A 26,038-nucleotide genomic window follows, 5' to 3' on the forward strand; every position below is an offset into this window, starting at 1 on the left:
TCACCAGCATTTCTGTTATGGATGACGATCCTTTAGCGCGACGTCTTTGCGACGCTGGCCTTGTCGATAGCTTTTCAGGTTGCACGAAAGCCTCTCCTATCTCTTTGAGGCCTCTCCGATAAGGAATATCGAATGATCCGACGCAACCCCAGGGGCGACTGGCCGACTATCGCCGAAACTGCTTTTATCGACCCGACCGCGATCATCTGTGGCCTCGTGATCATCGAGGAGGATGTTTTCGTTGGGCCTTATGCTGTCATCCGTGCGGACGAGACCGATGAGAACGGCGGATTGCAACCGATTCGTATCGGCGGTGCGACGAACATCCAGGATGGTGTTGTGATCCACTCAAGATCGGGCGAAGCGGTCACGATCGGACGACGAACCTCGATCGCTCACCGTTCAATCATTCATGGGCCTTGCACGATTGGCGATGATGTTCTTTGTTGGCTTCAACTCGGTCGTGTTCAACTGCACGATTGGCGACGGCTCGGCGATACGTCACAATTCAGTGAAGGCTGTTATCTTCCGGCTGGCTTCCATGTACCGTCCACGACGACCGTCCATTCTGATTCTGACCTTGCCAACATTCCACAGGTGACGATCGACATGACCACTTTCTCCGAGCACGTGGCACGCACCAATGTGGGCCACGCTCACGACTATCGGAAGCTCCGCAATGATTTCTGAGCGAGGTTCGATGTGCCGCATTGTTCGCGTTGCTGGTCTACGTCTCGTCGCGGCTAGCTAGCGATGTTCACTAGCCTTGATGAGTCATCTCATCGGCAGCGTTGGTCATGGCCGTGGGTTCTCCCCTCCTGTGCGACGGCCGGATCAATTGCTCGGCGGTACCATCGCCTTCGCGAGGAAGTCGATGTTATGCCGAAACATTTGGGCATAGGTCGGGGCCGGTCCATCACGGACTGAGAGAGCCTCCGCATAGAGTTTACCACCCGGCTGCGCGCCGGTCGCATTCGCGATCTGCTGCACCAGCCGCGGATCATTGGAGGTCTCGATAAAATAGAACTTCACGTGTTCGGCCCTTACCTGATCGATCAGTCGTGCGACATCGCTTGCGGATGCTTCGGTCTCGGTGGAAAGGCCGAGCGGCGACAGGAACGTGATGCCGTAATCGCGTCCAAGATATCCGAAGGCATCATGGCTGGTCAGAATCTTGCGGTGTTGCCGCGGGATCGGGTCGATGCGCGCGTGACCAGAAGCAGCACCAGCGCGGCCCCAAGGTCTATTCGCTGCACGCGCCGGAAGTGGAGTGCATCGGCAAGGGCAAGGCGCACCGGCCTTACGAGTTCGGGGTCAAGGTCTCCATCGCCACCACGCTGGCCCACGCCAAGGGCGGTCAGTTCGTCACCCACGTGAAGGCGTTGCCCGGCAACCCCTATGATGGCCATACGCTCAGAGCCGTTATCCCCGAGATGGAAGCGCTGATCGGCAACATCATCGAGTGCCTTCTTGGCGACAAAGGCTACCGCGGCCACAATGCGCCGCCCGAATACAAATTCAGGGTGTTCACATCAGGCCAGAAGCGGCGGGTGACGCCCAAGATCAAACGTGAGTTGCGCCGGCGCTCGGCGATCGAGCCCGTCATCGGCCATCTCAAGTCCGAGCATCGAATGGGCCGCAATTACCTCTGGCATCGCGCCGGCGATGCCACCAACGCCGTCCTCGCCGCCGCCGGCTACAACTTCCGGCGTCTCCTACGCTGGCTGAGCCTTTTGCTCTGCCAAATCCTCGCTCAGCTCGGCCTCCAAACGCGGCTCATCCCGGCCTGAAATCTCAATTCTTCACGGTCGACTGGATAGACTTCAACGCTAGGGAGTGGATGGGTGCCACAGTATTTGCTGGTGCGGCATTAGAGGCCCTTCTTCTATGGGCCCCTGAAGCAGGCGTCACTTGCCACGGCGCCGAACTGAGGATGATTGTGGAGGAAATCACGCGGCATGCAGCTCGCTCGCTCTTAGCGCGCGATCGAAGAATTTCTTCGCTTTTTCATTTCCATACTCGCGGACAGCACGGCGCAAGCGACGTCGATCTGACGATGCAGCACGCTGCTCGACTCGCTTAAGAACCTCGTCCTTGGCTTCCGCCAGCTGATCAACGTTGTTGACGAGATCAACAAGCAGAAACTCCTTCGTAAGCGACTTCGGGAAGCGTGGCTTCACGCGAAACGCAAACTTGCGATTGCCTAGCTGAAACTCTCCGTGGCGCTTGTGATTGTAGACGACGGTCTTGTCGTAAAGCTGCGTCGTGCCCACTCCCAGACTGTTGTAGGCATTCGGCGAAGCCAACAGAAATGTATCGTCCTTCAGAAAGGCACCAACAACTTCCTTGTCTGAGGCGGGCGCCGGACCAAACACGGTTTCCTTCGGATAAGCGTAGAGCCCGCCCGAAAGCTTCTTGAGCGTACCGCTCTCAACCAGCTGCTTGAGATGCCGATCGACAGAGGTCGTCCAACGGGCCAAATCCGCACGCCGATAGGCGTTGCCCGGCTTCAGATGTTTCTTGAGTTGTTCCAGCTTCGTCATGGCATGGAATATAAGTCAAAACTGACTGTTTTGCAAGTTATTTCATGCAAAAATCATGCATTTTCGGTATATCTACCTGATTTGTGGGTATTATTTTTAAACCTTCGCTTCTCCTCCAGTGGTTTCCCGGGAGCCGGGAAAGAAACTCGTTGCTTACTGGGATCGCCTCTTACGGTAGCTTTGAGACCTCATGCGGAGAACACGGTTGCCGCCAGCAGCAGCACCAGACCAGAGCACCGCGGCCATCCGCCGTGGAACGGCCGCTAAGGCTGGTCCTCGTCGAGCCAGTGGATTTCCCGCCCGGTAAAGTTCGTGTCAGATCCGCCGCTTGTTCACTGAATTTTCCCGTTCGGTAAAATATGGATAATTTGGCTGTCCGTCGACCGCCTATTTTCCCGCTCGGTAAAACTAGTTATTGAAGTCGAGTTAGATCCGGCCTATATTCCCGCTCGGGAAAATCACCATGGCCGATATTCCGGATACGACGACCCTCGGAACCTTGGTTCGCCAGCGGCGGAACTCATTGGGCTTACGGCAGCAGGACCTTGCATTGGCCGCCAACGTGGGGGTGCGTTTCATAGTCGATATCGAGGGCGGAAAGGAAACCAGCCAAATCGGCCTGGTAATCAGACTGCTCAAGGCGCTCGGGATATCGCTCCAAGCCAACATGGCGCCAGCTCCCCCGTCGCCTTCCCAATCGGCGGACGACGACAGCGGCATCTTCGATCCCGATAACCCGGCACCATCCCGATGAGAATCCAGGAAAACGCTCCGGCCGCAGCCGGCGACAGTCTCGACGTTCGCTACGAGGACAGGTTGATCGGTCGCATCCGCCGACGAACTGAGGCCGTCCAAGATATCGAATTCGTCTACGAAGAAGCGTGGATGTCGGACCCCAATAGCTTTCCGGTTTCCACACGTATGCCGCTGGCTAGTCGCCTGCACGAGCCGGACGTCGTCTACACTTGGTTCCTCAATCTGCTTCCGGAGGGCCGCACCCTCCAGACGATCGGTGCGATCCTTCGGATCCCCGAAACGGACGTTTTCGCTCTGCTGGGAGAGATGGGCGAAGACCTCCCCGGGGCACTCGAGATATCCCGTCCTGTAGACGAGAGGCGAAAGCGGAATCCGAGATACCGGAAGCTGACCGAAGCCGAGCTGGCAGAGACCATTCGAAAGCTTCCGGAGAGACCGTTTCTCGTCGGAGAAGAGGGCATTCACATGTCCTTGGCCGGCGCCCAGGACAAGTTGCCCGTGGTCCAATATCCAGACGGCGCAAAAGGGCTAGCGTTGGACGGGATGCCGACGACCCACATTCTCAAGCCGGCCAACAAGAGATTCCACTCCGCCGTAGAGAACGAGGCTTTCTGCCTTCGCCTAGCCGCTGCGGTGAAGCTGCCAGTGGCGGAATGCTCGATAGGGAAGGCGGAGGACGTCGAATACCTGTTGGTCAAACGCTACGACAGACCGGTCCAAAGGGGGCGCGTTCGCAGGATCCATCAGGAGGATTTCTGCCAGGCCACCGGCTACATTCCGCATCTGAAGTACGAATGGAATCCGCAGACGAAGCAATCCGGTCCGGGACGATGGCTCCGCTCTACGACGTTATGAACGGGGAGATCTACGAGGGCGTGACGAGGAATCTCGCGATGAAGATCGCCGGGAAGAATCGTGGCCGGTACATCGGTGCGAGACACTGGGATCGCTTCGCCGAGGAAAACGCGCTGTCAGCCACCCAGGTGAAACGTAGAGTCGCCGCGCTGTCTCAAGCGGTTCTCGACGCGTTGCCCGGCGTGGTGGCCGAAATGAATGCGGCCAAGACGTCCCCGACGTACCAGCAGATCGAAGGATATATCGCCAGCACCTGCCGCAGCATGCTGTCGAACCTCAAGAACGATCTCAAAGACGAGCCGGAGGAAGACGAGAAGGCGGCTCCCGCCGCTCAACCTCCCGGATTCTCGTGATTCTCTTTCTGATGCCCTTCAGCCAATTTGAAGGCCCGCGCTTTGGTTCTCGGAGCACAAAGGGGCAAACGTTACTCCCGGCAGAATAATTATCGTCGACGATACTGCGCGGAGCGGCGAAGGCAGACGCCTCGATGCGTTGTTCGAGATCGAGCGCGCCATCAACGGCCGCGGCGCCGACGAGCGGCGCGCCGTACGCCAGGAAAAGAGCAAGCCGCTTTTCGAGAACATGCACGCCTGGTTGCTGCGTGCGCGCGAAACCTCTCGCGCTCCTCCGAGGTCCTGAAGCCCATGAATTACATGCTCAGGCGCTGGGACGACTTCGCCCGCTTCCTCGACGATGGCAGGATCTGCTTGACCAACAATTGCGCTGAGCGCGCATTGAGAGGCATCGCATTGGGAAGGCGCAACTGGACCTTCGCTGGCAGCCAGCGTGGTGCCGACCGTGCCGCCATCATGCTGACGATGATCACGACCTGTCGCCTCAACGACGTCGATCCCAAGGCCTGGCTCGCCGACGTCCTCGCCCGTATCGCCGATCTTCCCGCATCGCGTCTGCACGAACTGCTGCCCTGGGAATGGAAGCTCCTGCGCCAAGCCGACAAGCCCGCCGATCAGCAGGCCGCCTGACCTTCACGCAACACCATCATAGAGCTCGCCGTGCCCGCGCGCATGCGTAAGGGGCAAGCTGAGGCCGTTCAGGCGGCGCGGTTCCATGGCATAAGCGCATCGATTTCGCTGCTCGGCCAGCCGTTGGCAATGCGCTGAAGCGTTAGGGTGTCACAACTTGTGCCTTGAACTCGTCCGACCAGCGTCGGCGAAGCTGCCGCGGCGCTCCCTCGAGACGGTCGGCGACCGCTTCGATCATATTGAAGGTTCTAGTTCCAGAACTAGGCGCAGACATAGAAGCTCACATCGGGTTACAGACTCAGCAGCCGATACCCGATCGCTCACCCCATCCGCCAGACGGGATCTCTTTGCCGCTTACGCGCATGCGTCAATCAGGCGGTCTTCGTCGTACGCGTACGCTTCAAATCGATGTCGTCGGGAAGAAGCCACGAATTCCCATCACGCATGGCCATAGCGGCAACGAGAGTGAGCCGCCGCATAAGCCTGCATTCTAAATCATATTTGAAAGTGGGAGTGACGCGTGCGGATTGAGCCCGCTGTTGCGAGGGAGCTTCTCCGGGCGGTTGAACCGATGGCGATTCACGCCGCACTCGAAGCCGAGCGGATGTACCTGTAGCGCCAAGCCGAACACCGACGCATCATCGCGCAAAACTCTAGTTCTGTGTGGTCCAAACTTCGGTCTCGCTGCACGCGACGATGGCCTCTACCAATTCTTGGAGGAGATTGCGAGGCTCAGGTCTGGTAGAAACTCCTTGAGGTTGACATCCATTCGAATGGGCCTCGTCTACGAGGGCTGGCAGGATGGAGCCTATGCCAAGTGATAACCGCTTTGCCAAGGTAAGGACGTTGTCCAGTCTTGCTGGATTGAACTTTGCTGGCTCAGATCGCTACTGTAGCGGAGTACGTTCCGCGCGGCCATTCTTTGAGCCACGATACATAGCGGGGGCATAGCATGAGAGTCCCGGCCAAACTGCCGTCCAATCGACGCTTCGGCCTCACATTCTGCGCCGTATTTCTTGCGTTGGGCGCATACGCGGCCATCAAGGGACACGTCGCTGCCGCTTACGTGTCGCTCTTTGCGATCAGTGTCACATTCGGCGGCATAGCATTGACCGTTCCGCGAATTCTCGCGCCGCTCAACCTACTCTGGTTCTACTTCGGCGAGTTGCTAGGACGGATAGTCAGCCCGCTGGTTCTGGGCATCATCTATTTCGGGCTTCTAGTACCAATCTCCTTCGTCGCTCGCTTGCTCGGGCGCGATGAGCTTCATTTGAAGCGACGACCGGTTGCAAGTTACTGGATCAGTCGTAACCCGCCAGGTCCGACAGGTCAGTCCTTCACACACCAGTTCTGAGGCGCATATGTATCTCTTCATCAAGGAACTCTGGGCTTTCATGCGAATTCGCAAAAAGATGTGGCTCGCACCCCCAATTGTTCTCATGGTTGTCATAGCCGCTCTGCTGATTCTGGCACAAGGCTCTGTCGTTGCGCCGTTCGTTTACACGCTGTTTTGACCAATGAATGTCATGGGTATCTCAGCTTACTACCATGACTCTGCTGCTTGTCTCGTCTCAGACGGCGAACTGGTAGCGGCCGCGCAAGAAGAGCGCTTTACGCGGAAAAAACACGATCCAAGCTTTCCTGCCCATGGGGCTCGTTACTGCCTCCGCGCCGGAGGGCTATGTCCAGCCGACGTCGACTATGTAGTCTTCTACGACAAACCCTTTAGCAAATTCGAGCGGATATTTGAAACCTATCTAGCTTTCGCGCCAAAGGGATTTAAGAGCTTCGCAACGTCAATGCCGGTTTGGCTAAAGGACAAGCTGTTTCAAAGAACACTGATTACGGAGGCACTGAACGAACATCTTGGGAGTGATATTGATTGGTCGAGACGACTCCGCTTTTCAGAGCACCATCTCAGTCACGCCGCGTCGGCGTTCTTCCCATCGCCATTTTACGAAGCCGCAGTGTTAACGATGGATGGTGTCGGAGAGTGGACGACAACCTCTCTTGCGATCGGTAAGGGAAAGGAACTATCGGTCTACAAGGAGATTCACTTTCCGCATTCTCTTGGCTTGTTGTACTCAGCGTTCACTTACTACACCGGTTTCAAGGTGAACTCCGGTGAGTACAAGCTAATGGGACTGGCACCCTACGGCGAGCCTAAGTATGTGCATCTGATAAAGGAGCACCTGATCAACATCAAGGAGGACGGGTCATTTCGCTTGGACATGAGCTTCTTTGATTACTGTACCGGACTAACGATGACCAATGGTCGCTTCGAGACGCTATTTGGTGGTCCGGCCAGACGCCCGGAAAGTAGGTTGACGCAGAGGGAGATGGATCTAGCGGCCTCCATTCAGGCCATTACCGAGGAGGTCGTCCTAAAGCTTGCAAAAGAAATCCGGACCACAACCGGGCAGAGAAATCTCTGCCTCGCAGGAGGGGTCGCGCTTAACTGTGTTGCAAACGGAAAGCTCCTGCGGAAAAAGCTCTTCGACAACATCTGGATTCAGCCGGCTGCCGGCGACGCCGGCGGCGCAGTGGGCGCAGCACTCGCTGCCTACCATCTCATGCTTGAAAAGCCCAGGAGCATCCATTCGGGCGACGGCATGAACGGCGCGTATCTCGGACCAGAGTTCAGTCAGCGCGAAATCGAAGAGAGTCTAGGAAAGGCCGGCGCGGTATTCACGACCGAATCCGATGAAGCACTGATTAACAATGTCGCACATGCTCTCGTCGACGGTAAGGCGGTTGGGTGGATGCAGGGTCGGATGGAGTTCGGCCCGCGAGCGCTCGGCGGACGCTCCATCATTGCTGACCCCCGCTCACCGACTGTCCAGAAGCAGCTAAACCTCAAGGTGAAGTATCGCGAGTCGTTCCGTCCATTTGCGCCGAGTGTTTTGCGAGAGGACGTGTCGCAATGGTTTCAGCTCGATTCCGACAGCCCATATATGCTCCTGGTGGCCGACGTGATGAGCACGAAGCAGTTGCCGATGTCAGAAAAGCAAAAGCAGCTGTTCGGCATCGATAAATTGAACGTCGCGCGCTCGGAAATTCCGGCCGTCACACACGTGGACTACTCGGCGCGGGTGCAGACTGTGCATAACACGACCAATCCGCGGTTTCATAGATTGATATCGAAGTTCAAGGAGCTAACCGGATGCCCCGTTCTCGTGAATACCTCGTTCAACGTGCGAGGGGAACCGATCGTTTGCACGCCAGAGGATGCGTTCCGCTGTTTCATGGGAACAGAGATTGAACTGCTTGTCGTCGGCAATTCGATCTTACGAAAGGAAGACCAGAGGAGAGCGTTAATGAAGGACTATCGTAGTTGCTATGAACTCGATTGAAAAGTGAGGCGTTCAGACCGCGCGCCCGCCAGGCGTCGTGATTTCTATCTCCTGTACGCAGGACTTCGGCACGCATTTCGAGGAAGCCATCCCACATGGATACAAAAACCAAAAACGCAATCTTCGGAATATTTTCAATAGCTATTAGCCTGATTGTGGCTGCCGGCCTATTAGAACTCTACGCATGTTTGATTGAGACAGACGGTACCAATTTTGACATCGAAATGTGGCGTTACGCCAAAGACCTGAAAAGGGCCAGTGACATACCCGGTGTAGGGCACGAACATATCCCTGGAAAGAATGGAGTTTACATGGGGGTGCCAATAACGATCAATTCAGCAGGTTGGCGCGATCGCGAACATTCCGTTCAGAAAGAGAATGGCGCTATTCGAATCATGATGCTGGGCGACTCCTTGACGTTTGGATGGGGCGCAAGACCTGAAGACGTCACATCATTTCGATTGGAAAGACTGCTGAACGCGAAGGAAAATAGATTCGAGGTTATAAATACAGGGATTGGAAATGCTAACACAGCGATGGAAGCAACGTACTTCATGAAAAAGGCTTACGTATATAAGCCTGAGATCGTCGTACTGAACTATTTTGTCAATGATGCAGAACCAACACCGCGAAGGACGAAGAATTTCTTTCTAGAGCACTTCTATTCAGCAGTATTCATTGCGGGGCGTTTCGACGTCCTAATGCGAACATTCTTCGGCAAGGCTGATTGGCAGCAGTACTACCGCGATCTTTATCAAGAGAATCAACCCGGCTGGTTGGTTGCACAGAGTAGCCTGAAAGAACTTGCGAACTATTGTAAGGCTCGAAACATCAAACTTATTGTAGTTAATTATCCGGAACTACACGAGCTGTCCCCGTATCCTCTTCAAGATATAACGAGTGTCGTTGCCTCCAAAGTGAAAGCTCTCGGTATCCCATTTCTGGACCTTCTTCCGTCTGTGGAAAATCAAGCTCCAAAATCACTCTGGGTCACGAAAACAGACTCCCACCCAAATGGTAAGGCGGCCGGACTTTATGCGGACGCAATTATGAAGGTCTTAGTGACCCAAATTTCCGACGACTTTCGAAGGTTTCTGTAAATTGAAAGAGTCCCCTTCCGCGGAAAACACCCATGGAAGCAAATGATGCGCTACTGAGAACATCCGCAGCGAGGAAGAGGGTTATTCGCTTAACCGCCCTATTGACGAGAATATGGGTAATACTTGGTGTTGTTCTTCTTTTGATGATAGTTCTAGAAATATCGCTGACCTCTTACTACCAGAGGGCTGACAAAAAAGAAATTCAAAGTGCCGTTAAGGCTGCAAGTTCTGGCGCATATGCAAATGCCGACTTAGCGGAAGAGTACTTCAAAGAACTCATCGATGCTGGGGATCGGCGATTGCCGTGGGCTCCATATACGCAATCACGCGAACCAAACTATACGGGTAAATTTATTAATGTAAACGAAGGCACCAGAAGAACGTGGAACTCCGAGGCAATCAACGATGATAAGAGTACCAGGCTAAAAATATTTTTTTTTGGCGGGTCCACTTTGTGGGGGGTTGGATCTAGGGATGACTTCACCATTCCCTCCCTTGTCGCCAAAATGTTAGCCGAAAATGGAATCAGCGCCAAGGTCACAAATTATGCAGTCATTGGGGATGTAACTACCCAAAGCTTGATTCGCTTCGTTCTCGAATTAAGAAAGCGGAATGCTCCCGACTTGGTGGTCTTTTACGGCGGACGGGTCGACGCTAGCTCCGCATGTTATGAAGGAAAACCGGGCGTTCCGTTCGGCAGCTCAAACCTCGAAAGAATATCTTCTGAGAAAGAGGCAAAAGCGCGTATAAATATAAAGCTAGAAAACTTGGCACTGATAAGACTGCTCATTGGCAAAAAACAGCACGTAGGGTGCTCGAAACAATTGGACGTGCTGTCCGACGGAGCTCTAGATGTCTATCTAGGGAATGTTCGGTTTATAGAGGCGATTTCAAGGAGCTTATCTTTTAAAGCATTATTCTACCTTGAGCCCCAGTTGGCCGATAAAATACAGAGGACAAAATATGAAGAGGATCAGCTTCTAAAATCAGAGAAACGGGTTCCAGGAAAAAGTGATCTTTACTCTCTGATGAGAAGCAAGTTGGTCAAGAGACAATATGAGAGTTTAGGGCGAAACCTGATTCACGATCTACGTACTATCTTTTCCGATGTTGCCAGCCCAATTTACATAAACGCCGGGCATTATGGCGAGGACGGAAATGAGCGGATATCTCGGAAAATTGCAGCCGACATATTGGCACTATGTGCTCCCGCGAAGTGAACAACACCGTCTCGGAGTGGCGAAATAAGTTGAAGTCGATGCGTTAACTAGCTGGCCATGCCTGACCTTGCCCCCAGTTTTATCCAATCCTGAGTTCGCCTGGCGGTTGGATTGCCCGATTGGGTGGTGGTCGCGACGGGAGCAGGCAGGACCAAAGTCTGCCAGTTCTGGGCGATCGCCACCAATGACCGTCCGTGGAGGGGCCTGGCGCCGCCGGCGGTGGTCTACATGTTTGCCGAGGATCGCAAGGCGATCCGCGCCAAGCAGCTGTTCGGGGACTACAACGGCATCCTGCAGGTCGACGGCTATGCCGCCTACAAGGGCCTGATCAAGAGCGGCGGCCGTCTGGTGCAGCGTACGTATCCGAGCAAGGCCGCCTTGTGAAAAGGTCGGTTGCGTAGCTGACTGTCCTTATGGACGTGCATAAGGACAGTGCGGTGCTGAGCCGCATAGAGGTGGTGGAGACCGGTCGGCGGCGACGCTGGACGAGTGCGGAGAAGCTCAGGATCGTAGAGGAGAGCTTCGCGGGGCCACGACTGGTTTCGGCGACCGCTCGCCGGTACGGGATCTCACGTCAGCTTCTGCTGAACTGGCGCAAGGCTTTGGCCTCCAATCATCGGGCTGGAGAGGGGTCGATCGGCCCGACATTCGTCCCTGCGATAGTTGCGCCGAGCACGCCCCCAACGACGGAAGCTGTCGAGGCAGGCCAGATCGAAATCGTGAGCCCAAAAGGGCTGCGCGTAGTCTTCGGTCCCGGCGCGGACGTCGAGGCGGTGGTTCGAATTGCTCGCGGACTGGAGCGCCGATGATCCCGATCCCGACGGGCGTGCGGGTGTGGCTGGCGACCGGCTACACGGATATGCGCAGAGGATTTCCCTCCTTGGCGCTGCAGGTTCAGGAAGTGCTTGGCAAGGACCCGCTGGGCGGCCATTTATTCTGCTTCCGCGGTCACAGAGGTGACCTGCTGACGGTGATTTGGCACGACTCCCAGGGGGCCTGCCTATTTACGAAACGTTTGGAGCGGGGGCGATTTATTTGGCCTTCGGCGGCGGATGGCGCGGTATCGATCTCGCCGGCGCAGTTGTCTTACTTGCTGTCCGGCATCGACTGGAGGCACCCACAAGAAACCCATCGTCCGACGCGGGTCGGATAGCCGTTTTTACGGTTTGAATCTGCGGCGTGATCTGATTCAATGGCTTCCATCGGACCTTGCGAGTGCCCTGGCGGCGCTGCAGGCCGAGCGTGAGGCGCGGCTGCGAGCCGAGGCGGTGTCTGCCAGCGCGCGGGCGGAGCTGTCGGACAACGAGGCGCTGATCGCGCATCTCGAGCTGCGAATCGAGAAGCTCAAACGCGAACTGTACGGCCAGCGCTCCGAGCGCACGGCACGGCTGCTCGAGCAGCTGGAGTTGGAGCTCGAAGAGCTCGTCACCACGGCGAGCGAGGATGAGCTTGCCGCGCAGGCCGCAGCGGCGAAGACGCAGAACGTCCGCCCCTTCATGCGCAAGCGGCCGGTGCGCAAGCCATGGCCGGATGACATCGAACGCGAGCGCGTCGTCATTGAGGCTCCAACGAGCTGTGCCTGCTGCGGTGGATCGCGGCTGGCGAAGATCGGTGAGGATGTGACCAAGACGCTGGAGGAGATCCCGCGCCGCTTCAAGCTGATCGAGACGGTACGCGAGAAGTTCACCTGCCGCGATTGCGAGAAGATCAGCCAGCCGCCCGCGCCATTCCATGCCACGCCGCGCGGCTTCATCGGCCCACAATTGCTGGCGACGATCCTGTTCGACAAGTTCGGCATGCATATCCCGCTCAACCGCCAGAGTGCGCGCCTCAAGTGCGAGGGGATCGACCTGCCGTTGTCGACGCTGGCCGACCAGGTCGGCCACGGGACCTTCGCCGTCATGCCGCTCTTCCACTTGATCGAACACCATGTGCTCGCTGCCGAGCGCCTTCATGGCGACGACACCACCATCCGTATCCTGGCGAATGGCAAGTGCACGACCGGGCGGATCTGGACTTATGCGCGGGATGACCGGCCCTTCGCCGGGCCTGCGCCGCCGGCGGCGGTCTATTACGCCTCGAGCGACCGACGAGGCGAGCATCCCCAGAAGCATCTGGCCGCCTTCGCCGGTATCCTGCAAGCCGATTGCTACAACGGCTTCGAGCCGCTGTTCGACCCGCAGAAGAAAGTGCTGCCGATTACGCCGGCGTTTTGCTTTGCCCATGCGCGGCGGGGCTTCTTCGAGCTGGCTGACATCGAGAAAAATGCTCGGGAAGGTAAGAAGGGCAAACCGGTCTCGCCGATCGCGCTGGAGGCGGTCAGACGCCTCGATGCGTTGTTCGAGATCGAGCGCGCCATCAACGGCCGCGGCGCCAACGAGCGGCGCGCCGTGCGCCAGGAAAAGAGCAAGCCGCTTCTCGAGAACATGCACGCCTGGTTGCTGCGTGCGCGCGAAACCCTCTCGCGCTCCTCCGAGGTCCTGAAGCCCATGAATTACATGCTCAGGCGCTGGGACGACTTCGCCCGCTTCCTCGACGATGGCAGGATCTGCTTGACCAACAATTGCGCTGAGCGCGCATTGAGAGGCATCGCATTGGGAAGGCGCAACTGGACCTTCGCTGGCAGCCAGCGTGGTGCCGACCGTGCCGCCATCATGCTGACGATGATCACGACCTGTCGCCTCAACGACGTCGATCCCAAGGCCTGGCTCGCCGACGTCCTCGCCCGTATCGCCGATCTTTCCGCATCGCGTCTGCACGAACTGCTGCCCTGGGAATGGAAGCTCCTGCGCCAAGCCGACAAGCCCGCCGATCAGCAGGCCGCCTGACCTTCACGCAACACCATCATAGAGCTCGCCGTGCCCGCGCGCATGCGTCAATCAGGCGGTCTTCGTCGTATGCGTACGGTGCAGCTGGCGTTCTACTTTGCGCATGCGCGGCGGAAGTTCTGGGACGTTCAGGTCGCGACGAAGTCGCCGACTGCCGCGGAAGCGCTGCAACGGATCGCGATGTTCTACGCCATTGAGGATCGCATCGGCGGTCTGCCGGCGACGCATCGGGCTGCGGTGCGGCAAACCGACACCAGGCCGCTGATCGAGGACTTCAAACCCTGGCTCGAGGCGCGACTGCTGGAAGTCTCGAAGAAGTCCGGTCTGGGCAAAGCCATCCGCCACACCATCAACCATTCGGACGGCCTGACGCGTTTCATCGATGACGGACGCATTGAAATAGACAGCAATACGGTCGAGCGCAGCATTAAGGCGATAGGCCTGGAAAGAAGAACTATTTGTTCATCGGCAGTGAAGGCGGCGCCGAGACATGGGCCATGTCGCTCATCAACCCGGCAAAGCTGCAAGACATCAACCCGCGGCACTATCTGACCGATGTTCTCGAGCGCATCGTCTCCGGACGTACAAAGATTAATCAGCTGCACATGCTGTTGCCGTGGAATTGGAAGGTGGAGCGCGATAGTTCGCAGGCAAAGCTCGCCGCCTGATCAGTTCGACGGCAGGGCATCTGGAACTTCCTGCGCATCGCTGGTGTCGTCATAGATCTCCTCGCGGATCACGCGCAGCGTCACCTCGTGCAGATAGATTTGCAACGCCCTCTCCAGCTCGGTGAACTCCGGCAGCAGAGCTTTCTCGACGAAGCCTCGTGACGCACGGATCATCACCGTGTTGCGTCGCTGGCGGTGATATCGAAACGGCCGCAGCCCGTACCGGCGGCAAAGCGCCAAGAACAGGTGCCGCGACCATTGGTCAGGAAGTGAGAATTGCTGCTCGATCGGCGGATCGTGGCGAGCCAGCTCCTCGACCCGGGCACGCACCCGCTGTAGCGCAGCTTCCGCCGCAAGGCGCTCACCCGCAGTTCCGGCACCCGCAAACAACGCTTCGATCTTCCGAAGCTTCTCGCGTAGCTGCGACTCGCTGGTCATTCCGAGGTCCCCGTTGCCCGCGCCAACCTGCGATCACCCCATCATCACGCAACGGCAGCGTCAAGCACCTCGATCGGGCAATCCAAAGCATTCCGCGCAAGTCGAGGCCGGGCACGGTGATCCTCTCGTGACGCTCACGTTGTAATCGGTCCGCCAGTATCGGAGTGCGACGCGGGCCTGAGCCAGCGACGTGAACAGCGTCTCATTCAACAATTCATCCCGCAGGCCGGCCGAAGCCCTCGATGAAGGCACGGCGCGATGTAGTGCCATGCAACACGGCTCTGATCGGCCCATGTCAGGATGGCGTTGCTGGTCAGTTCGCTGCCGTTGTCGCTGACCATCATCTTCGGCTTGCCGCGCTCAATTGCCAGCCGGTCCAGTTCGCGCGCCATCCGGGTGCCTTAGAGCGAAGTATCGGCCACCAGCACCAGACATTCGCGGGTGCAGTCGTCGACCACGGTCAGGATGCGGAAGCGGCGGCCGTCCGTGAGCTGATCCGATACGAAGTCGAGCGACCAGCGGTCGTTCGGCGCTATCGGCACTGTCGTCGGCGCCCGGGTCCCGATCGCCCGCTTGCGGCCGCCACGGCGGCGTACCGCGAGCCTCTCTTCCCGGTAGAGCCGGAACAGCTTGTTGTGATTGATCACATGGCCCTCCCGCCTAAGCAGCACATGCAGGCGCCGATAGCCGAAGCGACGGCGCTCCTGGGCGATCGCTCGCATGCGCTGGCGAAGGCCGGCGTCGTCCGCCCGGGTCGTATGTTATCTCATGGTCATGCGGCAACAGCCGATGGCTTTACACGCCCGCCGTTCGCTCATCCCGAAGGATTCCCGCAGATGGGCGACAGCTTTCCGCTTGGCCGCGGGCGTCACCATTTCTTTCCCAAGAGATCCTTCAAGGCTGCGTTGTCCGGCATGGCATCGGTCAATAGCCGCTTCAGCCGCGCGTTCTCATCCTCCAGCCTTTTCAGCCGCTTGGGCTCCGAGACCTCCATCCCGCCGAACTTGGCATTCCATTTGTAGATGCTGGCGTCGCTGACGTCGTGCTTCCGGCACAGATCGGTGACCGAAATGCCGGCCTCGTGCTCCTTCAGAATTCCGATGATCTGCTTTTTCGAAAAGCGACTGCGCTTCATGCTCTGGTCCTCGCCTGGGCCAGAGCGAACTTCAAACTGGATTAAGAAGGGGCAAGGTCAGACGGAATAAAGACACAGTCTATACGTTACGTACAGACATATTCCTTTGCCTCCAGGCTTGGCCGATATCGCATCGGTGCGAATCTTGATCAGGTAATGGGCCACTTAGTGGCGGCAGAGCCGTTCGAACAAATCCATCGCCAAATCAGAACGGTCCATCACATTAATTGATGTCTGTCATCGGCCCATTGCCTCCCAACGATACCTGCGTCCGCACAAAGTTCTAGCCTAAGCATAGGGGCATGGCATTTCCAAAAGCGCGTTGGCGGACGGGCAGAGTCTTCCTGTGCGCGTCCAGCTCGGACGCGCGGCGCCGCGGACGTATCTATATAGGTCGGGAGGTCGTACGACCTACTAGGCCGGACATCGCCAAATGCGCTGTGAGATCATTGGGAAGCACGTGCTATTTGTGTTCAAAGAGGGTAGCGTCGGAATGAGCCCGGTCGAAAGCATTTTCCAGGAATTCGTTGATAGTATCAAAACCGCAAGCAACGAGGCTGAATTAGAGCGTGTCGCAACTCGTCTCACACAAAGGCTCAGTTTCCAGCGATTTGCCTATCTGCGCCTGACCGGCGACACGCCGATGTTGATCTCGTCCTATCCAAAGTCCTGGACCAGCCGCTACTTCCAGCTTGGATATCAACAGCTCGATCCTGTGGTGCGCCGCGCGCGGGTTGAGCACGCATTGTTCGGTTGGGGAGGAGTGGGCTCAGCCCCGGTCGGAAACCGCGAGCAGCGCCGGTTCTTCGATGAAGCGGCGACCTTCGGCATCAGATCAGGCATCACTGCGCCGATCAGGGGCGGATTTGGACGGATGGCCGCCTTTACGTTGGCCACGGACGATCGCGACGTTCACCCCGAGCGGCTCGTGGCCGACTGGAAGGACCTCGTACAACTCGCCGGGTTGTATTTTCACAGTCATGTCGCCGGCAGACTCGACATACCCTCTACCGATAAACCTGCCGGAAGTGAACTCACTCAGCGCGAGCGCCAATGCCTTGCATGGGCCGCGCAGGGAAAAACTGTCGCAGATATCGCGGTGCTGGTCCAGATTTCACCGCGCACCGTAGTCTTTCATCTCGAGAACGCTCGCCGCAAGCTCGGTGCAGCATCTATTGCCCAGTGCGTCGCCGAGGCGTTGCGACGCGGTTTGTTGTCCTAATCACCACATCCTCCCATTTCGCGCGAGTTGCGGAAGAGGCTTGCGGACGGGGACGACTGCGCCGGCAGCCTCGCCGAGCGGCTCGGGCTCTACCGAGCGCTTCGCCAGCTCGACCGAGCCGCGCTCTGCCTGTCCGGCGGCGGGATCCGCAGCGCGGCCTTCGGTCTCGGCGTGATTCAGGCGCTCGCCACTCATCCCCGGCCGCACAAGTCGCGGCGCAACATGTTCGAAGGGACGCCGGCCCGGCACGGGCTCGTGCAGGAGGAGGCGCCGCAGGCTGGACAGGAGGCCGCAGCGCCGGCGCAGGCCGCACACGAGGCTGAAGCGGCGCGGCAGGCAACGCAGGGGGCGCTGGCACGCCAAAACTCTGTCGCCGAGCCGCAAAGCTCGCTCCTCGCGCAGCTGCGCTATTTGTCAACTGTGTCCGGCGGCGGATACATCGGCAGCTGGCTATCGGCATGGCGCTACCGCGTAAGCTTCGAGGCCATGCGCAATAACCTGGTCGGCCGCCCGTCCGGCCCGGACGTCGAGCCGCATGCGCTGGGCTGGCTGCGGCTACAGCAACTATCTGACCCCAAAGCTCGGCGCACTCTCGGGCGACACCTGGGCCGGAATCGCGATCTGGCTGCGCAATCTCCTGCAATGATCTTCGTCGGGCTGAGCAGCTATCAGCGCCAGAGCGGTCGCCCCGCGCACGACACGATCGCGCAGTCCGGCACGCGCGTACGAGGAATTGCCAACGACATCGGCTGGCAGGATGACTCCGATAGCGATCGGGAGTGGCTCGGGCGCACGGCCGGCTGGTACCTCGTGGCAGCACTCGGCTGGTTCGTGGTCACGTTCCTGATCTTCGCGGGCTCGCTCGTGCTGACCAGCCTCGGCCAGGCCATCAGCGCATGGATCGGCCCGCTTGGCGGAGTGGGGGGCGTCCTCACGGCGCTGATCGGCAAAAGCTCGCTGACGCCCGGAAGGGGCGCGGCGGCAAGGGGCGCAAAACCAATGCTCTCGATCGGGATCATTCTCGGGATTGCGGCGCCGCTGTTCGCAGCCGCCCTGCTCATATTCCTGTCCGCCGCGCTTGATGCACTGCTGCTCAAAGATTCGCTCGTCATCCTGCTGCGCTACCCTCAGGTCCAGATCTTCGTCCCGCTCGGCTGGGTGCGGTTCGCCGTGCTGGTGCTCGGCCTTGTTATCGCGGGCGCGATCATCTATGCAGTGGCCAAGCGCCAAAAAATGCGCCGGTGGTGGCTGTACGTGCTAGTCGGACCGGTGTTCGCGACCGTCGTGGTCACTCTCCTGCAGATTGTGCTCGCATTCGTCCTGCAGCGGCCGGCGAAAACGTTCGCCATAGACCCGTGGCGCGCGCTCGCGCCCGAGGGATAGGAGACGACGGAGCCGATCCTGATCGGGCTCGTGATCACGGGCATTGCGGCGCTCATCGCGTCCCGCCGCGCCGAGCTCAAGCGCCTCTGGTTTGTCGTCTTCGCGCTACCGATCATTGCGACCCTCGTGATTCTCTTCGTCGCCGCCGTGCTCGATTGGCTCGCCCCACCCAGCTACGCGTACCGCCCAGGCCTCGACATCTTCTCGCCCGGTTGGTTCGCGATTTTCGGTCCGCTGCTGATCGGGCTTGCGGTTGCGGTCGTCGTCACATGGATCGCGTCTGCATGTATCAGCATCAATCGCTTCTCGCTTCACGCCATCTATCGCAAACGGCTCACGCGGGCATTTCTCGGCGCATCGCGGCCGTTGCGCAATCCGGACGCGTTCAGCCGATTTGACGAGGATGACAACCCCGCGATGGCCGCGCTGTGGCCGAAGAAACCGGACGGGAGCTGGCCGAAGCGCGATATGAAGGAGTGGCGCCCGTTTTACGTCATCAACATGGCGCTGAACATCGTCTCGACCCGTCACTTGTCTTGGCAGGAGCGCAAGGCCGAGTCGTTCACCGTGAGCCCGCTGCATTCCGGCAGCGCCTGCAAGGCCTATCGCCGTAGCGACGAATACGGCGGCAAGAAGGGCATCTCGCTCGGGACCGCGATAGCGATCTCGGGTGCTGCCGCCAGTCCCAACATGGGATATCACTCCTCGCCGGCGATCACCTTCCTGCTCGCGTTGTTCAACGTGCGGCTCGGCTGGTGGTTCGGCAATCCGGGCGCGGAGGGCGCGCAAACGTATCACCTCCCTGGGCCCGCATTCGCGCTGCGTCCGCTGGTCGACGAGACGTTCGGGCTCACAACCGACGAGAACCCTTACGTCTATCTGTCCGACGGAGGCCATTTCGAAAATCTCGGCCTGTATGAGATGGTCCGCCGGCGCTGCCGCCACATCATCGTGGTCGACGCCGGCCAGGATCCGGATTACGGATTCGAGGATCTCGGCAACGCAGTGCGCAAGATCGCGATCGACCTTGGCGTGACGATCCGCTTTCACGGCCTCGACATGCTGAAGATGCGCCCGAGAAAGGGCATCATCGGCGCAGGCTATCCATACCACGCGATCGGCGAGATCGACTATCCGGCTGCCGACGGCGGCAAGCCGGGCGACTTCGGTGTGATCCTCTACATCAAGGCCGGCTACCACGGCATCGAAGGCGCGGGCATCCGCGCCTAAGTGGATGCTTCTCATACGCGTGCTATCAATCGCGACCGGTGCACGAGCCTTTTTGGAAGGTTTCCCGAGCAAATTTGTCTTGCTACATAGGGGGAGGGGGTCTGTGCGCTTTCACGGTTTTGTTGCTGGCAAAGTTGCCGATTTAGGCGACGAATGCGGCTCGTGAGAGAACGCGCCGCACCTGTGCTGGCGACCACGCACCCCCACGAGGGGCTGTAATACCCCGTTCGTTAAGCACCGCAGCTATTTTGCCGGCAGAGGTCGTGCCGTCGCTTCGGATGGACAACTCGTCGGTGGCTTCCCTCTACCAACGCACTCATCCCTATTGTTTATCTGCTCGCGAAGAGCGGAAGGATATCGCTGAAGGGCAAGGATGCTGAATATGTTCGTCGGTATCTGCTGATCTCCGGATTGCGCAGTCTGTTTCGCGGGTCCTCCGAAACCGCCGTCAACGGCTTCGTAAATGCGATTGCGAAAGCAAAGGGTGATCAAGTGAAATCGTGTCGCATGCTGTTTGACCGTATTCCGAACAACCGACTATTTAAGATTCGGAAAGAAGACGTGCGGAACGCACCGGGCTTGTATTCGCCTCTTATGCAAGCCTACCTCGCTTTCCTCTATGCAAATGATGCCAAGAGTTGGCCGTCTGGTCGGTTATTGCGACATGTTCTGCATGAGAACCTCCAAGCAGATCCCTTAGCGGTTCACCATATCTTCCCGAAACAGCATATGCAGGAGTTCGACATTCCCGTCGACCTCTTGAATACAGCCGCCAACTACGCCGTTCTTTCTCAAGCAGATAACGCGGAGCTCGGCGACCGCGATCCTTTCGATGTGTGGCGCTCCTTGAAGGCGAACCAGCGCGAATGCGCTTCGCAGCAGCTATTCTTTGTCGGCAGAGAGGACCTGCTTAGAAAGGAGGCCTTTGACGAGTTTCTTGACTTCAGAGCGCAGAAAATGGCCGAAAACCTAAGTTCGCATCTCGGGCTCGGCGCGAGCTAGCGAGCTCCATCGCCTTCGATACGCGATGAATACGGAAGCAATCTGGATTGCAGGTTCCTGCAACCGCCGAGCAGGTTAACGAACCTTCAGACCCAATCAGCAGTATCCGATTGTTCGGCAGAGAACGCCGGTCGAACTCCTGACGTCCTCGATCCCGAGCCGGGCGCGCTCGCAATAGGCTGAGATGTCGTCTCCCACGAACGACCTGATGACAGCTCGGCAGCTCCTGTCGGCTTCACTGCGGCGACCAGACCCTCAGTGCGAGGTCGCCGGTTGCAAGCATCATCTCGCCGCCAACACTGCTTGCAAGGGGCGGCCATCGTCCCGAGCTTCCTGCCAAGAAGAAACGGGTAACAAGACGCTAGAAGTCGCGTTTGCAGGGACCTGCAATGCTACGTCTTACAAAGTTGTCTTACATCGAGGACGCGTAAGACGAGCTATGAAGGCCGCAGTGCATATGGAAGCTGCTAAGTGCAAACAATCTGCGATGATTGATTTGCTGTCGGGGGCTTCAGTACAATGCCTGCATGCTCAATACCGCACAAATGGCTCGAACCGCTCGCGCTGCGCCTGATGTATATCGGGGGCTCTGCTGCGCGCGGCTGGACCCTACTTCCTTGAATGAAGCTGAAAATGACGCAATGAAGCGTCATTGTCTGGAGCTAGTTCGAAGGTGGTCGAAGGAAGCCACAAGAGAGCACCGACGTGGGCGCACACGCGTTGCGCGGCAATATCAAACACGTTTGTTCGAAAGTCTTGCTTCCCGCTTTGTTGCCGCTTGTCAAGCTGAGTGGAAGGTTCGTCGGCGGCAGCGTCAGCAACAACGCGCAAAAGGCAGTTCACCCGCTTCCGTTCCAGTGAACGTCGCTCGCGCTTGGCGGACTGCGGAGAGGCTTGCAGATCCCGCGCCCGCCAGCGTCATCATTCATGCTGAACCAAAAAAGAGCGGCGGCTTTCGGCTAGTCTGCTCTCCAGACGAATTCGGCGTTGCGAAGCAAATGCTCTTCGTGAATGCCGTCAAGCCTTTTGCAAGTTTACACCCTTCGCAATTTGCGTTGCGCCGGGGGTGGGCGGCAGCTTGCAAGAGCCTCTGGCAAACAATGAACGAGCCGCACATGCAAAATACAATGTTCGTTCAATTCGACGTGGTCGACTTCTTCGGATCGATCTCGCGCGAATATGTCGAGGAGGCAATACCAGCGCCCAAGGCCGTAATACGCAGCACGTTGTTCATGGATAACTGGCGTATGACGTTTAAGGGAATTGGTTCTACGACGGACCGGCGCGGCTTACCTCAGGGATTGGCCGCCTCGTCGTTGGTGGCAGAAATGGTGATGGCCGATGTTCTTAGGGAGATAGCCGACCTATTCCTGGAGCTACGTTGTATCCACGCTTATTCTGACAATTGGGGTAGCTTCGTGCCGCACAACCAAGACGCAGGCGACCTGGTAGAAAGTCTAAAGAATGCATTCGAAACGCATCGCGCCGGTCCATATCGTCTTACCGATCGAACTCGTCTCGCCGGGCAATCGTTCGAATTCCTCGGTATCTACTTCAAGCCCGCGAACGCCGGTCAGCGAGCGAGGGTTTCACTCCGAGCAGCGTCTCAAGGTGGAAAGAATTGGAATTCACCGGGCAACTAATTGAGGCGAGCACCGCTGACGACGTGCTGAGGGTATTGGATCGGCTACGGTGTTTCTGGTCGGCATACGGGTTAGCTCCCGAGACAGAAAAACTCGGCAAGCGAATTTGTCGGTTGGCTATTGGAGAACTGGAATTCCAAAGGCGTAGAGGCGATGCCCACCCCGAACGCAGCTAGAACAGGATACGCGGATCCATGCTGCGGACAGCGAACGTTGCTAAGCTCCGCAAGTAGCATGTAACCTGCTGATATTGCTGGCGCACCCGACAAGATTCGAACGTGTGACCTTTGCCTTCGGAGGGCAACGCTCACGCTATGCAGCGGATCGCGGATGCGTGCTCTCTGTCGCACGAAGCGGGTGTCGCGAACCGCCACGCGTTGGGATCAGGGCGAATGTGGGCGTAACAGTTGCTTCCGGACCGAATATCTTCATGCGGCCCGCCAGCCAGCCCAGAGCGGCGACGAACAGGATGGGCACGAGAGCCGTCAGGATGATAGTAGACTGATCCGTCCTCTTCGATCCAGTGTCAGCGCCAAAGATTGGTGCGTGCGAGGTCGAGCACTTCATCCGCGCGGCCGTTCAGGATCGCCTTGACCATGTAGAGAGTGAAGCCCTTGGCCATCTCGGTGGTCACCTTGGGCGGGATGGCGAGCTCTTGGCGATTAACCACGGCATCGATCAGCACCGGCCCGTCATGGGCCAACGCGGCCGCAATACCCAGCTCGACATCGGCTGCGTGCTCGAGCCGAATGCCACGAATGCCGACCGCTTCGGCCATTGCTGCGAAGTTCGGGTTGCGCAGCTCCGTGCCGGTATCGAGGAAGCCCGTCGATTTCTGCTCGAGCTCGATGAAACCGAGCGCGCCATTGTTGAAGACGACCACCTTCGCCGGAAGTCCCAACTGCGCGAGGCTGAGGAAGTCGCCCATCAGCATGGTGAAACCGCCATCGCCGGACATCGAGATCACCTGCCGCTGCGGGAAGGCCGCCTGTGCGCCCACGGCCTGCGCCATGGCATTGGCCATCGAGCCATGCCAGAACGAGCCGATCAGCCGGCGCTTGCCGTTCATGGCGAGGTAGCGCGCAGCCCAGACGGTCGGCAGTCCGACGTCGCAGGTGAACACCGCGTCCTCGGCGGCGAGGTCGCTCAACGCCTTGGCCACCTGTTGCGGGTGGATGAGCTTCCTGCCCGGCGTGCCGACGGCAAGGTCGTCGAGCGCCCTGCGCGTGTTGCGATAATGGCTCTGCGCCTTGTTCAGATGGCGGCTATCCTGCTTCTCCTCGAGCAGCGGCAGCAGCAGCTTGAGTGTCAGCCGGACATCGCCGACGAGGCCAACATCGATCGGCGCCCGCCGCCCAAGCTGCTCCGGCCGCAGGTCGACTTGCGCGAGGCGGGCCGACCCTCGCGGATAGAACTGGCGATAGGGGAAATCTGTCCCGAGCATGAGCAGCGCATCGCAGTCGTTCATCGCGTAGTACCCGGAGGTGAAGCCGATCAGTCCGGTCATGCCGACGTCATAGGGATTGTCCCACTCGACGTGCTCCTTGCCTTTGAGTGCATGAACCATCGGCGCCTTCAGCCGCTCGCCCAGTGCAACGAGCTGCTCATGCGCGCCGGCGCAACCCGATCCGCACAGGACCGTGACCCGGCTGGCGCCGTTCAGCAGATCGGTAAGCTTCTGCAGATCCGCCGCGGATGGTGCGACCTCCGCCCTCGGCGGCAGCAGATTGTCGGGATTTGGGGCCGGCGCGTCGGTGGCGGGCTGCAATGCGACGTCGCCGGGAATCACAACGACCGACACACCGCCCTTGCCGATGGCCGTTCGGATCGCGACCTCCAAGGTCCGCGGCATCTGTGCTGCGCCGGAGACCAGCTCGCAGTAATGGCTGCATTCCTGGAACAGGCTTTCCGGATGCGTCTCCTGAAAGTAGCCGGAGCCGATCTCGGGCGAGGGGATATGCGCCGCGATCGCGAGCACCGGCACGCGCGACCGGTGGCAGTCGAACAATCCGTTGATCAGGTGCAGATTTCCCGGCCCGCAGCTGCCCGCGCACACAGCCAGATCGCCGGTCAGATGGGCCTCGGCGCCGGCCGCGAAGGCCGCCACTTCCTCGTGCCGGACATGAACCCATTCGATCTTGCCCTGGCGACGCACCGCATCGGTCAGCCCGTTCAGGCTGTCGCCAACGATACCGTAGATTCGTTTGACGCCCGCCGCAGAGAGGGTTTCCGCAAATTGATCCGCGACCGTCTTCATGACCAGGCTCCTTTTTGCCGTGCCGACGCAAGGACGCGTCCGACCTAACCGAAATGGAGTGATGGCGTCGTTAGGTCCAATATGTCGGCTAGGTGTCTTTCATACTTTTGCGGTATCGTAGGCTGTGTGGGGTGATGGCGCATAACATGGATAGCGAGACCGCTCGGAATTCAGCCGAATCCATGCTCGTCGACGCGTTACGCGTCGTCGTGCGGCTGGGTTTGCTTATGCTCCGAAGCGGCACGACGAATTTTCGCGTAACTCAGGCCATGAACCTGTTGGCTGACAAGCTCGGGCTCGAGACGCTCGACACGCATGTCACGCTGAACGGGATCGCCGCTACGGCGACACGCGCCGATCGCGTGGTGACGCTAGTGCGTGAAAACACCCTTATGGGCCTCAACGCCCATCGGCTTGCCGTGCTCGATCGGCTGGTGGCGAAGGTGGATGTCGGAGCAAGCCCAGCCGCGATCGATGCTCAGCTTGATGATGTGGAGCGCATGGCGCCGTTGCATGCTCTTCCCGTTACTGCAATCGCCGTCGGCACCGCCTGCGGTGCATTCGCGGCGCTGAACGGCGGCGGTCTCATCGCGTGCTGCGTGGCCGCCGTAAGCGCCGCGGCCGGTCAGGCGCTGCGCGTCGTTCTGCTCGGCTGCCGCCTCAACCAGCTGTTCGTCTCGGCCCTATGCGCCGTGGTCGCCTCGGCACTTTATTGGATGGTCGCCAGGGTAGTGCTGTGGACGAGCCCGGGGCGGCTCGACGACGCAGCAGGATTCATATCGGCCGTGTTGTTCCTAGTGCCCGGATTTCCGCTTGTAACGGCATTGCTGGATCTGATTCGGCTCCACTTCACCTCCGGCCTGACGCGCATCGCCTACGGCTTCATGCTTCTGCTGGCCGGCTCTGCGGGACTGGGGCTGGTGACGGGGGCGGCCGGACTGGTTCCGACCATCCCGGGGGCGACCAGCGGCGGTCCGGCCTGGACAACTCTGATCGATGCGCTCGCAAGTTTCGCCGGGGGCGTCGGGTTTTGCCATTCTCTACAACAGCACATGGCGCGCGGCGCTCGCGGTCGGTGGCCTTGCAGTCGTCGGCAATTTACTGCGGCTGTCCTTCCACGATGCCGGGCTGGCGCTCGCGTCGGCGACCTTCCTCGGTGCTCTCGTCGTCGGGCTGGCGGCGACTTGGGTTGGCCCGCGCGTGGAGAAACCGCGCATTGCGCTGACCGTGCCGGGCATTATGATTCCCGGCCTCCTCGCCTACGACACGATGACATTGTTCAATCGCGGCGATGTGATTGCGGCGCTCAAGACGGGCGTCCAGGCCGCTTTCATCCTCGGCGCCATGGCAATGGACTTGGGCGTCGCCCGAATCCTGACGGACAAGGCCTGGGCCTTGCACGACATCCATAGGCAGGGCTGA

The 26,038-nt window shown here is 58.9% G+C and carries 26 protein-coding genes and 6 pseudogenes; 26 read left to right on the forward strand and 6 right to left on the reverse strand.

The window, feature by feature from the left end; genetic code table 11:
* Positions 1 to 132: 132 nt before the first annotated feature.
* Positions 133 to 690 carry an LbetaH domain-containing protein gene (locus J6497_RS29485; RefSeq protein ID WP_225707760.1) on the forward strand — a complete coding sequence of 186 codons (558 nt, stop codon included), beginning with the start codon at positions 133 to 135 and terminating at the stop codon, positions 688 to 690.
* A 144-nt stretch (positions 691 to 834) separates the two neighbouring features.
* Here the strand turns inward: J6497_RS29485 and J6497_RS29490 are convergent.
* A pseudogene (locus tag J6497_RS29490) lies at positions 835 to 1,179 on the reverse strand (metal ABC transporter solute-binding protein, Zn/Mn family); the annotation flags it as partial.
* Between the two features lie 32 nt (positions 1,180 to 1,211).
* On the opposite strand from J6497_RS29490, the pseudogene J6497_RS29495 reads away from it, so the two are divergent.
* Positions 1,212 to 1,790 (forward strand): annotated as a pseudogene (locus tag J6497_RS29495) (transposase family protein); the annotation flags it as partial.
* Between the two features lie 159 nt (positions 1,791 to 1,949).
* Here J6497_RS29495 and J6497_RS29500 read toward each other — a convergent pair.
* Entirely contained in the window at positions 1,950 to 2,543 is a 594-nt protein-coding gene (locus J6497_RS29500; protein WP_225707761.1) for a hypothetical protein, read from the reverse strand.
* A 463-nt stretch (positions 2,544 to 3,006) separates the two neighbouring features.
* Between J6497_RS29500 and J6497_RS29505 the strand changes: the two genes are divergently transcribed.
* From J6497_RS29505 to J6497_RS29580, 17 genes and pseudogenes are all read left to right on the forward strand, one after another.
* A complete protein-coding gene (locus tag J6497_RS29505; protein ID WP_225707762.1) occupies positions 3,007 to 3,297 on the forward strand; it encodes a helix-turn-helix transcriptional regulator in 291 nt (96 codons plus the stop codon).
* Positions 3,294 to 4,154, forward strand: a complete 861-nt coding sequence (locus J6497_RS29510; protein ID WP_225707763.1) for a HipA domain-containing protein — start codon at positions 3,294 to 3,296, stop codon at positions 4,152 to 4,154. Before J6497_RS29505 ends, J6497_RS29510 begins: the two co-directional genes overlap by 4 nt.
* A 38-nt stretch (positions 4,155 to 4,192) precedes the next feature.
* Positions 4,193 to 4,507, forward strand: a complete 315-nt coding sequence (locus tag J6497_RS29515; protein WP_225707764.1) for a HipA domain-containing protein — start codon at positions 4,193 to 4,195, stop codon at positions 4,505 to 4,507.
* A gap of 139 nt (positions 4,508 to 4,646) precedes the next feature.
* Positions 4,647 to 4,709, forward strand: a pseudogene (locus tag J6497_RS41030) (hypothetical protein); the annotation flags it as partial.
* 8 nt (positions 4,710 to 4,717) lie between these two features.
* A pseudogene (locus tag J6497_RS41035) lies at positions 4,718 to 4,891 on the forward strand (IS66 family transposase); the annotation flags it as partial.
* 81 nt (positions 4,892 to 4,972) lie between these two features.
* Positions 4,973 to 5,137 carry a transposase domain-containing protein gene (locus J6497_RS29525; protein ID WP_225707805.1) on the forward strand — a complete coding sequence of 55 codons (165 nt, stop codon included), beginning with the start codon at positions 4,973 to 4,975 and terminating at the stop codon, positions 5,135 to 5,137.
* Positions 5,138 to 6,089: 952 nt separating this feature from the next.
* Entirely contained in the window at positions 6,090 to 6,491 is a 402-nt protein-coding gene (locus tag J6497_RS29530) for an SxtJ family membrane protein (protein ID WP_225707765.1), read from the forward strand.
* 7 nt (positions 6,492 to 6,498) lie between these two features.
* Positions 6,499 to 6,651 carry a DUF5989 family protein gene (locus J6497_RS29535; RefSeq protein WP_225707766.1) on the forward strand — a complete coding sequence of 51 codons (153 nt, stop codon included), beginning with the start codon at positions 6,499 to 6,501 and terminating at the stop codon, positions 6,649 to 6,651.
* 3 nt (positions 6,652 to 6,654) lie between these two features.
* Positions 6,655 to 8,490, forward strand: coding sequence for a carbamoyltransferase family protein (locus J6497_RS29540; RefSeq protein ID WP_225707767.1), 1,836 nt, complete (start codon positions 6,655 to 6,657; stop codon positions 8,488 to 8,490).
* A 95-nt stretch (positions 8,491 to 8,585) separates the two neighbouring features.
* Positions 8,586 to 9,590, forward strand: a complete 1,005-nt coding sequence (locus J6497_RS29545; protein ID WP_225707768.1) for an SGNH/GDSL hydrolase family protein — start codon at positions 8,586 to 8,588, stop codon at positions 9,588 to 9,590.
* Positions 9,591 to 9,622: 32 nt separating this feature from the next.
* A complete protein-coding gene (locus tag J6497_RS29550; RefSeq protein ID WP_225707769.1) occupies positions 9,623 to 10,810 on the forward strand; it encodes an SGNH/GDSL hydrolase family protein in 1,188 nt (395 codons plus the stop codon).
* Positions 10,811 to 10,921: 111 nt separating this feature from the next.
* Entirely contained in the window at positions 10,922 to 11,194 is a 273-nt protein-coding gene (locus J6497_RS29555) for an IS66 family transposase (RefSeq protein WP_225707770.1), read from the forward strand.
* A gap of 29 nt (positions 11,195 to 11,223) precedes the next feature.
* The gene (tnpA, locus tag J6497_RS29560; RefSeq protein ID WP_225707771.1) at positions 11,224 to 11,619 is read left to right on the forward strand and encodes an IS66-like element accessory protein TnpA; all 396 of its coding nucleotides are present in this window, start codon (positions 11,224 to 11,226) and stop codon (positions 11,617 to 11,619) included.
* Positions 11,616 to 11,963 carry an IS66 family insertion sequence element accessory protein TnpB gene (gene tnpB, locus J6497_RS29565; protein WP_225707772.1) on the forward strand — a complete coding sequence of 116 codons (348 nt, stop codon included), beginning with the start codon at positions 11,616 to 11,618 and terminating at the stop codon, positions 11,961 to 11,963. Before tnpA ends, tnpB begins: the two co-directional genes overlap by 4 nt.
* Positions 11,964 to 11,994: 31 nt before the next feature.
* Positions 11,995 to 13,638, forward strand: a complete 1,644-nt coding sequence (gene tnpC / locus J6497_RS29570; RefSeq protein ID WP_225707806.1) for an IS66 family transposase — start codon at positions 11,995 to 11,997, stop codon at positions 13,636 to 13,638.
* Positions 13,639 to 13,668: 30 nt separating this feature from the next.
* Entirely contained in the window at positions 13,669 to 14,190 is a 522-nt protein-coding gene (locus J6497_RS29575; RefSeq protein ID WP_225707773.1) for an IS66 family transposase, read from the forward strand.
* Positions 14,136 to 14,306, forward strand: a complete 171-nt coding sequence (locus tag J6497_RS29580) for a transposase domain-containing protein (RefSeq protein WP_225707774.1) — start codon at positions 14,136 to 14,138, stop codon at positions 14,304 to 14,306. Before J6497_RS29575 ends, J6497_RS29580 begins: the two co-directional genes overlap by 55 nt.
* Here the strand turns inward: J6497_RS29580 and J6497_RS29585 are convergent, their stop codons facing one another.
* Both J6497_RS29585 and J6497_RS29590 read right to left on the reverse strand, forming a co-directional pair.
* Positions 14,307 to 14,744: a hypothetical protein gene (locus J6497_RS29585; RefSeq protein ID WP_225707775.1), complete on the reverse strand. Its 438-nt coding sequence runs from the start codon at positions 14,742 to 14,744 to the stop codon at positions 14,307 to 14,309.
* A gap of 138 nt (positions 14,745 to 14,882) precedes the next feature.
* Positions 14,883 to 15,879, reverse strand: a pseudogene (locus J6497_RS29590) (IS3 family transposase); the annotation flags it as partial.
* A gap of 433 nt (positions 15,880 to 16,312) precedes the next feature.
* On the opposite strand from J6497_RS29590, the gene J6497_RS29595 reads away from it, so the two are divergent.
* From J6497_RS29595 to J6497_RS29605, 3 genes are read left to right on the forward strand one after another with little or no spacing between them, the layout of a single operon-like run.
* On the forward strand, positions 16,313 to 17,101 hold the full coding sequence (locus J6497_RS29595; protein ID WP_225707776.1) for an autoinducer binding domain-containing protein: 789 nt from the start codon (positions 16,313 to 16,315) through the stop codon (positions 17,099 to 17,101).
* A 27-nt stretch (positions 17,102 to 17,128) separates the two neighbouring features.
* Positions 17,129 to 18,484, forward strand: a complete 1,356-nt coding sequence (locus tag J6497_RS29600; RefSeq protein ID WP_225707777.1) for a hypothetical protein — start codon at positions 17,129 to 17,131, stop codon at positions 18,482 to 18,484.
* Between the two features lie 30 nt (positions 18,485 to 18,514).
* Positions 18,515 to 19,714 (forward strand): hypothetical protein, encoded by a 1,200-nt coding sequence (locus tag J6497_RS29605; protein WP_225707778.1) that lies wholly within the window; start codon positions 18,515 to 18,517, stop codon positions 19,712 to 19,714.
* 142 nt (positions 19,715 to 19,856) lie between these two features.
* Here the strand turns inward: J6497_RS29605 and J6497_RS29610 are convergent, their stop codons facing one another.
* Entirely contained in the window at positions 19,857 to 20,000 is a 144-nt protein-coding gene (locus tag J6497_RS29610; protein ID WP_225707779.1) for a recombinase family protein, read from the reverse strand.
* Between the two features lie 125 nt (positions 20,001 to 20,125).
* Here J6497_RS29610 and J6497_RS29615 point away from each other — a divergent pair, with 125 nt between their 5' ends.
* Entirely contained in the window at positions 20,126 to 20,716 is a 591-nt protein-coding gene (locus J6497_RS29615) for a hypothetical protein (RefSeq protein WP_225707780.1), read from the forward strand.
* Between the two features lie 617 nt (positions 20,717 to 21,333).
* Positions 21,334 to 22,359 (forward strand): reverse transcriptase domain-containing protein, encoded by a 1,026-nt coding sequence (locus J6497_RS29620; protein ID WP_225707781.1) that lies wholly within the window; start codon positions 21,334 to 21,336, stop codon positions 22,357 to 22,359.
* A gap of 526 nt (positions 22,360 to 22,885) precedes the next feature.
* Here the strand turns inward: J6497_RS29620 and poxB are convergent.
* On the reverse strand, positions 22,886 to 24,622 hold the full coding sequence (gene poxB, locus J6497_RS29625) for a ubiquinone-dependent pyruvate dehydrogenase (protein ID WP_225707807.1): 1,737 nt from the start codon (positions 24,620 to 24,622) through the stop codon (positions 22,886 to 22,888).
* A gap of 221 nt (positions 24,623 to 24,843) precedes the next feature.
* Here poxB and J6497_RS42130 point away from each other — a divergent pair.
* Positions 24,844 to 25,482 (forward strand): annotated as a pseudogene (locus tag J6497_RS42130) (threonine/serine exporter family protein); the annotation flags it as partial.
* Positions 25,483 to 25,612: 130 nt separating this feature from the next.
* Positions 25,613 to 26,038, forward strand: a complete 426-nt coding sequence (locus J6497_RS29635) for a threonine/serine exporter family protein (RefSeq protein WP_225707782.1) — start codon at positions 25,613 to 25,615, stop codon at positions 26,036 to 26,038.

Origin of the sequence: Bradyrhizobium cenepequi, from assembly GCF_020329485.1 — a bacterium.
Lineage (GTDB): Bacteria > Pseudomonadota > Alphaproteobacteria > Rhizobiales > Xanthobacteraceae > Bradyrhizobium > Bradyrhizobium cenepequi.